The 14,670-nt window shown below is 62.3% G+C and carries 7 protein-coding genes, 1 tRNA gene, 2 rRNA genes and 1 pseudogene; 7 read left to right on the top strand and 4 right to left on the bottom strand.

What is annotated here, in order from left to right:
- The coding region (locus EB084_08200) for a hypothetical protein (GenBank protein NDD28229.1) at positions 1-1,125 on the bottom strand (1,125 nt) is incomplete at its 3' end.
- Positions 1,126-1,338: 213 nt separating this feature from the next.
- Here EB084_08200 and EB084_08195 point away from each other — a divergent pair.
- Positions 1,339-2,220, top strand: a complete 882-nt coding sequence (locus tag EB084_08195; GenBank protein ID NDD28228.1) for a hypothetical protein — start codon at positions 1,339-1,341, stop codon at positions 2,218-2,220.
- A gap of 152 nt (positions 2,221-2,372) precedes the next feature.
- Here the strand turns inward: EB084_08195 and EB084_08190 are convergent.
- Positions 2,373-3,239 (bottom strand): annotated as a pseudogene (locus EB084_08190) (hypothetical protein).
- 173 nt (positions 3,240-3,412) lie between these two features.
- Between EB084_08190 and EB084_08185 the strand changes: the two are divergent.
- Positions 3,413-3,619, top strand: a complete 207-nt coding sequence (locus EB084_08185; GenBank protein NDD28227.1) for a hypothetical protein — start codon at positions 3,413-3,415, stop codon at positions 3,617-3,619.
- 30 nt (positions 3,620-3,649) lie between these two features.
- Here the strand turns inward: EB084_08185 and EB084_08180 are convergent, their stop codons facing one another.
- Positions 3,650-5,083 (bottom strand): hypothetical protein, encoded by a 1,434-nt coding sequence (locus EB084_08180; protein ID NDD28226.1) that lies wholly within the window; start codon positions 5,081-5,083, stop codon positions 3,650-3,652.
- Between the two features lie 264 nt (positions 5,084-5,347).
- On the opposite strand from EB084_08180, the gene EB084_08175 reads away from it, so the two are divergent.
- The 3 genes from EB084_08175 (at position 5,348) to EB084_08165 (ending at position 8,878) form a co-directional block, all read left to right on the top strand.
- A tRNA-Arg gene (locus EB084_08175) sits at positions 5,348-5,423 on the top strand.
- Positions 5,424-5,502: 79 nt separating this feature from the next.
- Positions 5,503-6,405, top strand: a complete 903-nt coding sequence (locus EB084_08170) for a hypothetical protein (GenBank protein ID NDD28225.1) — start codon at positions 5,503-5,505, stop codon at positions 6,403-6,405.
- 106 nt (positions 6,406-6,511) lie between these two features.
- On the top strand, positions 6,512-8,878 hold the full coding sequence (locus EB084_08165; protein ID NDD28224.1) for a diguanylate cyclase: 2,367 nt from the start codon (positions 6,512-6,514) through the stop codon (positions 8,876-8,878).
- Here the strand turns inward: EB084_08165 and EB084_08160 are convergent.
- A complete protein-coding gene (locus tag EB084_08160; GenBank protein ID NDD28223.1) occupies positions 8,872-9,879 on the bottom strand; it encodes a UDP-3-O-(3-hydroxymyristoyl)glucosamine N-acyltransferase in 1,008 nt (335 codons plus the stop codon). The two genes, EB084_08165 and EB084_08160, sit on opposite strands and share 7 nt — an antisense overlap.
- 353 nt (positions 9,880-10,232) lie before the next feature.
- On the opposite strand from EB084_08160, the gene EB084_08155 reads away from it, so the two are divergent.
- Both EB084_08155 and EB084_08150 read left to right on the top strand, forming a co-directional pair.
- A 16S ribosomal RNA gene (locus tag EB084_08155) occupies positions 10,233-11,752 on the top strand.
- Positions 11,753-12,180: 428 nt separating this feature from the next.
- Positions 12,181-14,670: ribosomal RNA gene (locus tag EB084_08150) — 23S ribosomal RNA — on the top strand; the annotation flags it as partial.

The raw sequence follows: 14,670 nt of genomic DNA, 5'->3' as shown, positions 1-14,670 counted from the left end.
ACTCACGGGGTGGGTCGCCGCCTTCGTCTGTGCGCGCCCCCTCAGCGCGGCCTCGCTCCGCTCGGCAGACTCGTTCACCAGGGTGGAGAACATGGCCACCAGCTCCTCGCCCGGCAGCGTCGTGATGCACACCCGTGGGAACGGGGTGGCCAGCGAGAAGTAGTCGAGCACCCATAGCGCATTGGTCCCGCGAATGGCCGCGAAGTAGTGGATCTCGAACAGGTCATCGCTCTTGTTCATGATCAGCTCGATCACGAAATAGGCGGGAACGGTGAGCAGGGTGTCGGTCATGAGCCGGAGCGAGGCTGACGGGAGCCATCCTCCTTGTTGCGCCGTCAGGTAGCCGCGCGAGACGAGACCGTTCAGAGACGAGCCCCACCCATCGGCGGGAACGCCGAGCTCGAACGGCGACACGGCTCCTCCGATGGAGACCAGCCAGCGGGCGTCGAAGGTCTGAAGGCCTCGGCTCAGGGCGCGCTCGATCTCGTCGAGCGCGAGGGGGGTCTCCACTTCGGGCGTTCGCGCCAGAGCACTCTCGATGTGGCGGGTGCGCAGCGCGTCGATGATCGCCAGCAGGGCGGTGTATTCCGCGAAGCTGAGCTCGGCGCCACTGTCTTCGCTTGCAGCCGGAAGCGACAGGAACCGCGCCTCCTCGAGCAGCTTGAGAAGATCGTCGGGTCCGAACGGAATCTCGATGTGACACGGCGTGTCGCCCTCGGCGGGCCTGAAGTACACAAGGGACCCGGCGTTCAGCGCGCCTCGGGCATAGTACGTCTCGAACGTCTCGTCTCGCGGATCGCCCAGCACCATTCGGACGTTCCACAGCGGGTCGGCCAGGATGGTGAGGGCTTGGGTCCAGGCAGGCGTAAGTGCGGGCTCGGGTGAGACCGCAAGCAGCCCCTTGCGGTAGAGCTGGTCGAGCAGGTGATCGGGCCAGGGCGGCTGCGACGGGGTCACATATGCCCCGTCGGACCGGATCAGCGGCGACTGGCGGCACACGGTTGCGCCAGACAGCGCGATCGCAAGCCGCAGCTCATCTTCTGTGAGGTCTGCACCCAACGTCTCTCGCCGCACACCCGTCTCGACTGTCATGCGATGGCGAGGGTTCGCGTGATCTCCGATCAAACCCTACGTCCTCGCCGCAGAACGATGATCTGGCTCCCAGCTTCGAGCAGGCGGGGGAAGGCAGGAAGCGTCATCGGGTTGCGCAGAAGCCGCCCCACCCTGGCACGCGCGTGTCAGGAACGCAGGGCGGATCCTGCTCCCTGCGTCGGGGGAGCCCGCTTCTGACGAGAGAGGTGGTCTTGATCTGTGGGCAGGATTGTCACGGTCGCTCTGTTGCTTGTCGTGATCGTTGCGGGGGTGGTCGGCGGTGTCCCGCGCGTGCGCGCGGCACTCTTCGGCGTCCCGCTGAGGATGCAGTTCCGCGAGGGTCAGGAGACGCGCATCAAGCAAGCGATCGAGGGAACCCTGCGCCTCGATGTATCCGGACTTCCTGAGAACATCCTTCCCCAGAGCGCTGCGGCCATGTTCAACGCAGATGTCCCGTTTGAGGTCGAGCTGCGCAGTCGTCAGGTGGTGAAGCGCGTGTCTGACGGTGTGGCCGAGGTCGAGTCCCGGGGAGAGGGCGGCTCGATCAAGATGCGTCTGCCTGGAGGCGGGGAGCCCATTCGCTACACCGTGCCCGAAAGTGAAGCTGTGCGCTACAAGATCGGGCCAGAGGGGCGCGTAGAGTACACGGTCACCGCTGCGCCGCAAGGGGGCGTTCGCGCCACCGACATCGAGAAGATGCAGAACCTCTTCGCATCCCTTTCGTCAGCAGCGGTCCCTGGAGACAGATGCCGCACGGGAGCGGCGTGGTCGCAGGACATCAATCTGCCGGTTCATTCAGGCGGGGTGAAGGCCACCGTCAACGGAACCGTGAAGAGCACGTTCGAAACGGTGACGTCGAAGCTGGGGCACACCGTGGCTGACATCCGGCGCGTCCACGACATCAAGGTCGATCTCGATGTGACGGCGGCGCCTGCGGGGTCGCGAATCGACGGGAGCATCCACGGGGCTGATGACACCTATTTCGATTGGATCGAGGGGCGCAACCTGGCCACGGAAGGGTCTCTGACCTTCGACCTCACGCTGGAGATGAAGCGCCAGGCGCTACAACCTCTCGACGCGAAGGCGCATCTCACCGGGTCGGTCAGGCTAAAGAGCGAGACGCTATGAGGGCCGGCGCAAACGCCTTCAAGATGCGATCAGCGCGAGATCTGCGGTGATTCGGGCGCGGTCGCGAGCGTGTCAGCTTCCTGGACGGTCTCGCCGCTGAGCGCTGGCGACAGCGGCGTACGAGCGGCCATTGCCGTGGGGGTTGTGCGGCCTTGCACCGCAGCGTCGATGAGCACATCTGCCACGTGCTTGACGAGCCACTGGAAGTACATCGGCGTGATGACCTTCGGCTTGGCCTCCGGCACCGGGTTCATGAAGTCGATGGCGTAGGGCACCCCGTCGCGGATCGCAAATTCCACCGTGTTGAGGTCATACCCGAGCGCTTCATTCAGTCGGATGCACGCATTCACAACGGTATCTCCGAGGGCGGGGGTGAGGTGGTCGTGGTCGACGATGTAGCGACGCTCGTCCGGGGCGTAGCGAATGGGGAGCACGTGCTGCTGTCCGACAACGAACGCGCGGACATAGTGGTCGTAGTCGATGTACTCCTGCAGCATCATCACGTCTTCGCCGGACTCGTTGTATGCCGCCATCAGCTCCGCCTCGTCGGCGACGATGTGCACGTCGCGCCACCCGTAGCCGTCATACGGCTTGAGCACGGCGGGGAACCTGACGTAATCGATCACGGTCGACCAGTCGAGCGGAAAGACGAGGTTGCGCAGATCGGTGGTCTCGACGTCCGGATCGTAGTCGCGTGACGGCAGGCACATCGTTCGCGGCACGGCAATCCCAAGACGGTCGGCGAGGCTGTAGTTGAAGAACTTGTCGTCGGCGGAGAACCAGAAGGGGTTGTTGACGACGCAGGTGCCGGTGAGCGCGGCATTCTTGAGGTAGGTTCTGTAGTAGGTGATCCAGTGCGAGATCCGATCGAGTATCACCCGATAGGGAGACGGCTCGTTCATGCGTGCGGCGTCGATTCGACAGAACTCCGCGGAGAGCCCCGGGATGTTCCTTCGATTGATCTCGTCGACGAGAACGTCGGTGAACGTCTCCTTGCCGGAGAGCACGCCAATCTTCATGCCTGGAGTCTACCCCTTGTCACGATGGTGAGGCGCATCTGCGCGCCGCGCTACAGGTTGACATGCTGCTCATGGAGCCCTATGCTGAGAGTGGTCACTGGGCGGGTTGTGCGACGGCACAGCGGCGTTGAAACGATCTACGTGAGGGAGATGCGGCACGCGGTCTCACGCGAATGACCTTCCTGATGTTGTGGCTCACCCTGGGACTTTCCTTTCTCGTCGTGTGCGGCATCGACGACGTGGTGGCGCACGTCTCGCTCGACCCGGGAGATGGCGACGAAGACGTGCCGAGAAGTCCCGAGTTCGTTGCGCTGTGTCTCACCCTGGTCGTTGTGGCCTGGCCCGCAGCCCTGCTCGAGTATGTGCAGAGGCGCTCCTGACCAAGTTCGCCTCGCAGCTTGAGAGGCGCCTCAGGCGCTTGCATTCGCGGTCTTGCGGCTGTCGAAGGTCACGCGTCTGAGCAGGGCTCCCATGCCCTGGGCCGTTGGCTGCGACGATCGGAACCACTCTCGCAGCGTGGCCGGGGGGTCGGCAACCTCCGACGCGGTCGGCTGCAGGAGCAGGGCACGCGTGAGGCGTTCGAGCCCGTGCTGCCAGGCGTCGAGCAGCGCTCTGCGCGCAGACAGCTCAGCACACAGCTGCCCTGCCGATCCGTCGAGAACCGGGGAGAGGCTCTGAAGGTAGGCGTCGGTCATCTCGATCATGGCGACCTCTCGCGACCGCTCAAGGACAAGCTCGGCCTGCTCCCTTGCGTCGTCGAACAGGCGCTGTGGCGTGAGCGGCCAGAGCAGTCCCGCCGCCTTTCGCGACAGCTCTGAGAGCGAGGTGTTCAGCGCTTCCTGTGCGCTTCGCAGCAGACGGCCCTGATAGTCGAGCGATTTCCGGAGCTCCGCGTGGGCTGTGGCGATCTCGGTGCGGACCTCTTCTTGAAGCTGCTCCACGCGCTTCAGCCCGCCTTCGATGAAGACGCGGGAGAAGGCTTCGGTTGCGCACAGCTCGACCTCGCGGACGCGCTCTGCACGAATGCTGTCTGCGCGGACGCGAAGGGCGTTGCGAGAGGCGTCAACCAGGGAGGAGACCGCCTTCGGGACATCGAGCTGACGCAGTCCCGCTCTGTCTCGTTCCACGGCCAGACGTTCGAGGATGGCGTGCTCGGGCGGGGCCTCCAGGCTGTCGCGATCTTCACCCAGCGCGGTCTGGAAGGCCTTCCACAGTGAGCGGAAGCCGGAGTCGGGCGCCACGCCCGTCGCGCTCTCGCCCAGGGCCAGCGCGGTCTGGCTCGCGGCGCATGTCAGGCGGCGTACCTCCTCGAGCCAGGAGGCCCAGCCATCGGGGCTCATGTCGATCTCGCTGGCCTGGCAGTCGGTCCACTGCACGTGCTCCTTGTCGAGCAGCCCGAGCTGGTGGGCGCGGCCTCTGAGGTGCAGCCAGACCTCGACGAGGCTGCCCTCTCTCGCACGCGACTCGAATACGGCCGAGGCCGCCGAGATCGTGCCTGGGGTCGGGTCGAGCACGGTCGTGAACGTTGCCGCCGCCTGGGCTTCTTCGTCGGTGCGACGCGCGCGATGCGTGGCGACGAGGCACTGCTTCTCTGGCGAGAGCTCGTCGATGACGACGGAGGCGAGCCCCCGCTCGAGGCTGTCCGCCGCCCCAGGCATGGTGAGTGCGAGGCACCAGAGGTCGATGAGCGCCTCGTCGACCGGATGGTCGACGTCGGTCAGCGCGGCAAGCAAGCCTTCGGCCACGTCTGTGCAGCCGACCTCGGCGGTGGGTATCGCAGCCTGCCTTCCGCAGTGGAGGCAGACGTCTTCGGTGGTGGCTTTGAAGCATTGCAGGCAGCGCAAGGTTCGCCTCTTTCCGGCTGCGCCCGAACGGGTCTCTGGGAGAGACGGCGGCGGACGGGCCTCGCATGGAATTTTCTTCAACCCTCAGGTGTTTCCCGAGATTAGACGTCCAAGCTCCGGATCCTGCCTTCTTGCGGCTTCCGGCCCGCAGCGAGCACGGTTCTGACCGAGCACGCGGTGCGAGTCTTGACAGGCATCCGGTGATCCGCTATAGTACCTGAGACTTGTAGCGCCTCGCTTACGGCGTCGCGCTCGTCGCTGTGTGTGCCCGTAGCTCAACGGATAGAGCGTCTGGCTACGGACCAGAAGGTTGGGGGTTCGAATCCCTCCGGGCACGCCATCTCTCCCCTGAAGCCTGCCATCCGCCCCACACCGCTAGAACCAGACGTTGCCCGGCATCGCGTCGGACCGAACCACGCGTGACCACGCTTGATGGAGGCTCGCGAACGCGAGTGGGTGCGACGGACAACGATCGAGAGCGGCAACGACTCAACGACCTCAGCGGCAAGGAGTGGATCCGCTTCACCCGCTCCTGGTTCGTGTGCAATCCCCCACGTCGCAAGGCAAGTGAGGTCGAGCACCCAGCGAAGTTCCCCGAGGCGCTGGCAGACGCATTCATCCGCTTCTTCACGCGAGCGGGAGAAACCGTTCTCGATCCGTTCTCCGGGGTAGGGTCGACGGTGGCGGCGGCGTGCGCTGCCGGACGCACCGGCGTCGGGATCGAGATCAACCCGGAGTTCCTCGCGCTGTCACGAACCCGGCCTGACATGCCGAACGAGGCCGTGCTCCTCCAGGGAGACGCGCGAACCGCGAGCGATCTCCTGTGCGAGCGTGGCCTGGGGCCCGTGCATCTCATCCTCACGTCGCCGCCCTACTGGAACATGCTCGGGCAGAGCCGTGGCGGGGTCGTCTCCGTCCACAAGAAGCGTGGGGCAAGGGGGTTGCGCCAGGTCTACTCCGACGACCCCAACGACCTGGGGAACATCGAAGACTACGACGCCTTCATCACGGCGCTCACGAACATCTTCACGCGCCTGGGGGCGGTGCTGGCTCCCCGTCGGTATCTTGTCGTGGTGATCCAGAACGTGCGTGCGCCAAACGGAATCGTGCAGCCTCTGGCCTGGGATCTCGCGCGATCGCTGAGCGAGGTGTTCGACTTCAAGGGAGAGCGCATCTGGGCCCAGGACAACAAGCCGCTCGGCATCTGGGGGTATCCGACGGAGTTCGTCACAAACGTCCACCATCACTACTGCCTGGTGTTCAAGAGCAATCCGCGGCGCCTTGATCGCAGGGAGCCAACGGGCGGAGAGACAGGGACTTGATTGCGGGTCGTGTATACACATCCGACCGTTTTCTCGCTATAATAGATGATGGGTCGATTATGCCCTGAACGGCGGAGCGCGCATGGCAGTCCGAGCAACCTCATCGGTGAGAGACGACGCAGGCCTTCAGTACCGTCTGCTGGCGCTGCTGGTTCTCATTGACGTCGCTCTCGCGGGTGTCGTCCTCGCGCTGTCGCTCAACACCCGGGTGCCTCCGCAGCCCGCGGTTGCCGGCACGCTCGCGGTCTCGGCCATCGCCCTCGACCTGTTCGTCGTCGATCTGCCCTTCCTGGGGTTCGCCACCCTGACATCGGTGGCCATCATGGCGCTCGCGGCGACGCAGGGCGCGCTGTTCGCCGTCTGTGTCGCGCTTGTTGCGGGCGTTGCTCGCGAGACCACGCGGGGCAGGGGAGGGGTGGTGAAGCGCATGCTCAGCCTCTCCCTCTCCTTTGCACCCCTCGCGGCCGCCTGTCTGGCGTACAGCGGCCTGGGCGGCGACGCCTCTCCGCGAGATCCCCTGGCGCTGTCGCAGTGGCTGGCGGTCGTCTCGGCGACCTTGGGCTACGCGGTGGTCGATTTCGCGCTCTCTCGCGTCTGTGAGACGGCTATCCCGTCCGATCGCCGCCGGCCCTGGCGCATCGTGCGCCGACGCATCCGGCTCATCGGAGCCGCGCTGCTGCCGCTCGGCTGGGCGGCCAGCCTGCTCCTGCGATTCACCGCGCCGGGTGGCAGCGGCTTCAATCTCGTGCCCCTGGTGATCCTCGTGCTTCCATTGCTGGCGTTCCACCGCGCCCTTCGATTCGTCGTCCAGGAAGACGACGTTCGCAGCATGGGCGAAGTCGACGATGCCGTCGGCCGCATGCGCGAGGAGCTCGGAGAGATCAAAGGCCAGAACCGCGCGCTCATGGCCGACCTCCACAAGCGGGTCGACGAGATCGCAATCCTTCGAGACATGGGTCAGCAGCTCGGCGCAAGCAAGGATCTCAGCAAGACGCTCGACATCGTCATGTCGATGATCCGCAAGCTGCTCATCTATCAGTCCTGCGTCATCTACCTCATCGACCCCAAGGGGGCCCTCATTCCGGAAGGTTGCGCGTCGCCCTACCGGGACAAGATCGAGATGTCTCCGCTCCTGCAGCTCGAGGAGTCGATGGTGAACCTCGTGATGAAGAGCAAGAAGCCCGTTCTCGTCTCAGACATGCAGGGGGAGAACGATCGTCGCATCTTCCGCGATGAGAAGTCGATCATGTGCGTCCCGCTCATCGTCAAGGACAGCATCATCGGCGTGATCTACGTCGGTACGCTTCGCCCGGGAACCTACAACGATGATCACGTGCACATGCTCGAGACGCTTGCCAACCCAGCCGCAATCGCCATCCGCAGCGCCCAGTTCCACGGCCATCAGGAAGAGCGCCTGACCCAGGAGATGAGACTCAAGGAGATGCAGCAGGAGCAGGCCAATCAGTGGAAGGCGCTCAGCACCCTCGGGAGTGACCTGAACCGTGCGGTAGAGCTCGACGAGATCCTCGACATCATCCTCAAGAACGTCACCCAGCTCATCTCATGCCAGTCGTGCATCATCTTCCAGTGCCGTGAGGGGCAGATCGTGGCGAAGAAGGCGTCCAGCCCCTACGGCGCGCTCTTCACGAACTTCGTGGTCGATTTCGATGACGAGGCGGGACAGGCGGGGGAGAACGTGCTGACGTGGGTGGCCTTGAACAAGCGTCGCCTCGTCCTCGACGATGCTCGGGAGTCGCGATTCACCAGCCTCATCGAGCGCGAGCGCTCGGTGATCATCGTCCCCTTGCTGGCGGAAGATGAGGTCATCGGAGAGATCTACATCGGTTCGGCTGAGCCCGACGTCTATGATGACCAGACCGTCAAGACATGTGAGATGGTGAGCTCACAGGCCGCCCTGGCCATACAGAAGGCATTGCTGTTCGAGAAGACCGTGGGGCTGGCCATCACCGACGGTGTTACGGGGCTGTACACGCACCGGTATTTCCAGGAACGGTTGAGCGAGGAGGTCCGGTGGGCGGAGCGCTATGGCCGTCCCCTGGCCCTCGTCATGGTCGACACCGATCACTTCAAGAAGTTCAATGATACCCTGGGCCACCCTGAAGGCGACAAGCTGCTCAAGGAGATCTCGGCGCTCCTTCGCTCCTACACCCGAGAGAGCGACCTGGTCTGTCGCTATGGCGGCGACGAGTTCTCGCTGATTCTCAAGGACACAGACAAGGAGAGCGCACTGAAGACCGCCGAGCGCATTCGAGACGCCTTCCAGCTGCGCTTTGGCAAGCTGGCGGTGAAGGTCACGTCGAGCATCGGTGTGGCGACCTTCCCTTCAGACGCCCGCTCGAAGGCAGATCTCGTCTCTGCCGCAGACGCCGCGCTGTATCGCTCGAAGAAGGGCGGGCGCAACCGAGTCTCGGGAGCCCAGCCTCTCGACGCCAAGCAGCCCGCGTCTCACTGATATTCGCTGACCCGAGAGAGGGTCGTCTCGAGCTGGGTTGCGAGCTGCCCCAGTCTTGCCGCGCTGGCCGCGCGCCGCAGTTCTTCCTTGTGGGGGATGGCCGGGTCACCGGAGACGACGGTGCGCTCGGCGACGTGCTCGAGAACCTTGCCTCGCGCGCCTACGACGGCGATGGCGTCTACCCTGGCTCGGGGGGTGACCATGGCCTGCCCGGCGAGGGTTACGTGGTGGGCGAGAACGGCTTCGGAGCCGACGTGGGTGTAGGAGACCATGAGGCAGTGCGGTCCGAGATGCGCGCCTGCACCGATGTAGATGAGGTTGTCGGTGCGGCAGCCGCTCTCCACCCGCGTGGGCGAGGTTGTTCCTGCTTCGACCACGGCGCGCGAGCCCATCTCCACGTCATCGCCCACGATCACGCCTGCCAGGCCCCGATGCCCATTGCGGCTGACGCCGATGGTGGTGCCCGCGTGAATCAGGCATCGCGTGCCCACGGTGACATCCGGGCCGATGGTGACTCGAGGGCGAAGCTCGGTGTCGTCGCCGATGGTGGCGCCCGCGCCGATCTTTACGTGCGGGTGCAGCACGGCGCCGGCGCCCACGCGCACCCCTGAGCCGATGGAGCAGTATGGCCCGATGTGGGCGGTCTCGTCGATGTGTGCGCTCGCATCGACCGCCGCGGTGTGATGCACACCAGGGGACGGGCGATGGCGAGGATGCAGGAGCGCCAGGACACGTGCGAACGCCAGGCGAGGGGAGCGCACCGCGACGGCGGGGACCGCGCACGCATCGGTTGCCGCGGGCACCAGAAGGGCGCGCGCCTGGGTCGAGGCGACGGCGGCGTCGAGGTGACGCGCCGCTTCGACGAAGCTGAGGTCACCGCTCTCCGCTTCTGAGAGGCCTCTTGCCCTTGTGATGGGGAGGTCGGCTGTGCACGGGTCAAGGAGACGTCCGGAGACGTGTTCCGCAATCTGTCCGAGCGTGAGCGTGATGGGGGTGTTCATGGTGGCGGTGCTTTCTCTACAGGTTCAAAGTCCCCTGCAGCAAGTTTTTTGGCATGGGTATTGACAGCCCCTTGCCTGCGTGATAATATCCTCAAGCGCCCAGCGCACTGGCCGCCGCGACATCGCGGTGAGCGTGCCGCAGACGGCGCCACGACGCACACCTGGCGGAACGACGGTGAGTCGCCCCTCTCGCACACACGACCTCGGTTTTGTGCTGCGTCTGTGCTCGTCGACTGGTCGACCTTTGAAAACTGGATAGCAGAGACGTGCAGCGATTTATGAGCCTGCGGGTTTTGCCCAAAGATTCAAGGCCATTCGATCCTAGCGGATCGGCTGGCCGTGGAAAAAGCTCTTTTATGGAGAGTTTGATCCTGGCTCAGGACTAACGCTGGCGGCGTGCCTAACACATGCAAGTCGTGCGGGGGAGCAATCCCCAGCGGCAGACGGGTGAGTAACACGTAAATAACGTGCCCTCTAGCTTGGGATAGCTTTCCGAAAGGGAAGGTAATACCGGATGTGATCCTCGCGGGACATCCCGTGGGGAAGAAAGCAGTAATGCACTAGAGGAGCGGTTTGCGGCCTATCAGCTTGTTGGCGGGGTAACGGCCCACCAAGGCTTCGACGGGTAGCCGGTCTGAGAGGATGATCGGCCACACTGGCACTGAGATACGGGCCAGACTCCTACGGGAGGCAGCAGTGAGGAATTTTGCGCAATGGGCGAAAGCCTGACGCAGCGACGCCGCGTGAGGGATGAAGGTCTTCGGATCGTAAACCTCTGTCAGTGGGGAAGAGCAAGGACGGTACCCACTGAGGAAGCTACGGCTAACTACGTGCCAGCAGCCGCGGTAATACGTAGGTAGCGAGCGTTGTCCGGATTTACTGGGCGTAAAGGGCGTGTAGGCGGAGCGGCGCATCCTGGAGTAAATTCATCGGCTCAACTGATGAGCTTTCCGGGAGATGGCCGCCCTTGAGGACAGGAGAGGAAAGTGGAATTCCCGGTGTAGCGGTGAAATGCGTAGATATCGGGAGGAACACCTGTGGCGAAGGCGACTTTCTGGCCTGTTCCTGACGCTGAGGCGCGAAAGCCAGGGGAGCAAACGGGATTAGATACCCCGGTAGTCCTGGCTGTAAACGATGGATACTAGGTGTAGGCGGTTTTGACCCCGTCTGTGCCGCAGCTAACGCAATAAGTATCCCGCCTGGGGAGTACGGCCGCAAGGTTGAAACTCAAAGGAATTGACGGGGGCCCGCACAAGTGGTGGAGCATGTGGTTTAATTCGACGCTACGCGAAGAACCTTACCCGGGTTTGAATTGCAGTGGTTGTAGTCGGCAGAGATGTCGGCGAGGGGGCAACCCCGCTGCTGTGAAGGTGCTGCATGGCTGTCGTCAGCTCGTGCCGTGAGGTGTTGGGTTAAGTCCCGCAACGAGCGCAACCCTTGTCCTTAGTTGCCAGCGAGTCATGTCGGGCACTCTGGGGAGACTGCCGTCATAAGGCGGAGGAAGGTGGGGATGACGTCAAGTCAGCATGGCCCTTACGTCCGGGGCTACACACGTGCTACAATGGCCGGTACAACGGGCAGCGAGACCGCGAGGTGGAGCGAATCCCTTTTAAAGCCGGCCTCAGTTCGGATTGCAGGCTGCAACTCGCCTGCATGAAGTTGGAATCACTAGTAACCGCAGATCAGCTACGCTGCGGTGAATGCGTTCCCGGGCCTTGTACACACCGCCCGTCACGTCACGAAAGCGGAGCGTACCCGAAGTCGCTGGCCTAACCCGCAAGGGAGGGAGGCGCCGAAGGTATACTTCGTGATTGGGACGAAGTCGTAACAAGGTAGCCGTATCGGAAGGTGCGGCTGGATCACCTCCTTTCTACGGAGTGTACACCACCAACGGTCCTCACGACCGATGGTGAGTGCCACGGAAGCTCGGTCAAACAGCCCTCGGGCTGTACGAGAGCGACCGTGGATTGGCGCCCGCAGGTGCTTCTCGCGACACGTCCAGGTCGAACGCCCCTTTTTCCCGGGCGACCTGGTTTATCTCTGCTATCCAATTTTCAAGGGTCGTCGGTCGGTCTCACGGTTTGTGATTCCGCGACGAGTCTTGTGTTCTTTGACAATTGAAGAGTGTTCTGTAGAGCAAATTGCGAGTTGCAATTATCGCAAGAGGAGAAAACCTGATTTTCTCTTCGAAGCACGCTATTATCTGCCGCCCGTGGGTCTTGACTCTCGAGCGCATCGACTCCCCTCCCCGTTCGCGGTGGAAGTGAGGCGGTGCGGTTGGGGGAACACGCAAGATTGATGGGATAAGGTAGAAAGGGCACACGGTGGATGCCTAGGCGGCAGGAGCCGATGAAGGACGTAGCAGGCGACGATACGCCTCGGGGAGCTGCGAGCGAGCTTTGATCCGAGGATGTCCGAATGGGGCAACCACAAACGTTCAAGGCGTTTGACTGCCCGGTCGTAAGGCTGGGTGGAGGGAACCCGGGGAAGTGAAACATCTCAGTACCCGGAGGAAAAGAAATCACTAGAGATTCCCTGAGTAGTGGCGAGCGAAAAGGGAACAGCCTAAACTTCGTCAGTGTCAAGACGGCAGTCGTTGCTGGCGAGGGGTTGTAGGACCACATGGCGCTCTCTGCCGAGAGCGCGTCGAGTTACCAAGCTGCGCGTTAGCTGATGGAGTTGGAAAGCTCCGCCAAAGAGCGTGATAGCCGCGTAAGCGAAAGCGAGCAGCCTCGACGGTGTGGTTCCTGAGTACCATGGGGCACGTGAAACCCTATGGGAATCTGGGTGGACCATCATCCAAGGCTAAATACTCCCTGCCGACCGATAGTGATCAAGTACCGTGAGGGAAAGCGCGAAAAGAACCCCGGAAGGGGAGTGAAAAGAACCTGAAACCGTGTGCTTACAATCCGTGAAAGGCCTATGGGTCAAACCAGGCTGATCGCGTGCCTTTTGTAGAATGAACCTGCGACTTACATTACGTGGCAAGGTTAAGCGTGAAAAGCGCGGAGCCGCAGCGAAAGCGAGTCTGAATAGGGCGATTTGAGTCGCGTGATGTAGACCCGAAGCCAGGTGAGCTATCCATGTCCAGGCTGAAGCACGAGTAAAATCGTGTGGAGGGCCGAACCGGTGATTGTTGAAAAAATCTCGGATGAGGTGTGGATAGGGGTGAAATGCCAATCGAACCTGGTGATAGCTGGTTCTCCCCGAAATAGCTCTAGGGCTAGCGTCTAGGGTTAAGTGGGAGTGGTAGAGCACTGACAGGGCTAGGGGCCTTACCCGGTTACCGAACCCCATCAAACTCCGAATACTCTCATGTATTGCTAGGCAGTCAGTCTATGGGGGATAAGCTTCATAGACAAGAGGGATACAGCCCAGACCGCCAGCTAAGGTCCCTAAATTCCGGCTAAGTGGTGAAGGAAGTTCGCTGTCATAGACAGCCAGGAGGTTGGCTTAGAAGCAGCCATCCTTGAAAGAGTGCGTAATAGCTCACTGGTCGAGTCAGCGAGCGCCGAAAATATACGGGGCTCAAGCCGGATACCGAAGCTGCGGATTAACGACGAAGGAATTCGTCATTAGTGGTAGGGGAGCGTTCTCGTGACCTGTGAAGCGGTACCGCGAGGAACCGTGGAGGCAAGAGAAGTGCGCATGCAGGTATAAGTAGCGTGAAGAGAAGTGAGAATCTTCTCCGCCGAAAGCCTAAGGTTTCCTGGGGAAGGGTTGTCCGCCCAGGGTAAGGCGGGACCTAAGGTGAGGTCGAAAGACGTAGCCGATGGACAGCCGGTGAATATTCCGGCCCCGCTCAGGACCGTTACGAGCAATGGAGTGACACAGGAGGTCGAACCTACGTGCCGCTGGTCGTGCACGAGCAAAGTGGTAGGGGGTCCGCGAGTCAAATGCTTGCGGGCATAACCCTGAGAGCTTACGCCGAGAAATCAATGCATTTCGAAGTGGTTCTCGCCAAACTGTCAAGAAAAACTTCTAGCCAGGGATCTGAGTGCCCGTACTGCAAACCGACACAGGTAGGCGAGTAGAGAATACTAAGGCGGCGAGGTAATCCCTCTTAAGGAACTCGGCAAATTGACCCCGTAACTTCGGGAAAAGGGGTGCCCCCGGTTGTTGTACGGCCTGCGCCGTGCCGCGACTGGGGGTCGCAGAAACCAGGCCCAACCGACTGTTTATCAAAAACACAGGTCTCTGCCAAGCCGCAAGGCGACGTATAGGGGCTGACGCCTGCCCGGTGCCGGAAGGTTAAGAGGAGAAGTCAGCGCAAGCGAAGCTTCGAATCGAAGCCCCGGTAAACGGCGGCCGTAACTATAACGGTCCTAAGGTAGCGAAATTCCTTGTCGGGTAAGTTCCGACCTGCACGAATGGCGTAACGAAATTGCAATCCTTGTGAAGATGCAGGGTATCCGCAGCAAGACGGAAAGACCCCGTGGAGCTTTACTGTAACCTGATTTTGGGCTCTGGCACGTGTTGTACAGCATACGTGGGAGACTTTGATGCGGCTTGGCCACGAGTCGCGGAGTCGCCGGTGGGATACCACGCTATGCGTGCTGGGGTTCTAACCGGATGGTCCATCACCATTCGGAACAGAGTCAGGCGGGCAGTTTGACTGGGGCGGTTGCCTCCCAAAGTGTAACGGAGGCGTACAAAGGTCACCTCAGGCTGGTTAGAAATCAGCCGACGAGTGTAAGGGCATAAGGTGGCTTGACTGCGAGACGTACATGTCGAGCAGAGTGGAAACACGGTCCTAGTGATCCGGCGGTTCTGAATGGAAGGGCCGTCGCT

This window comes from Pseudomonadota bacterium (assembly GCA_010028905.1).
GTDB lineage: Bacteria > Vulcanimicrobiota > Xenobia > RGZZ01 > RGZZ01 > RGZZ01.
Note: the sequence above shows the minus strand (reverse complement) of the source record. Positions and strands in the feature narration are given on the sequence as shown.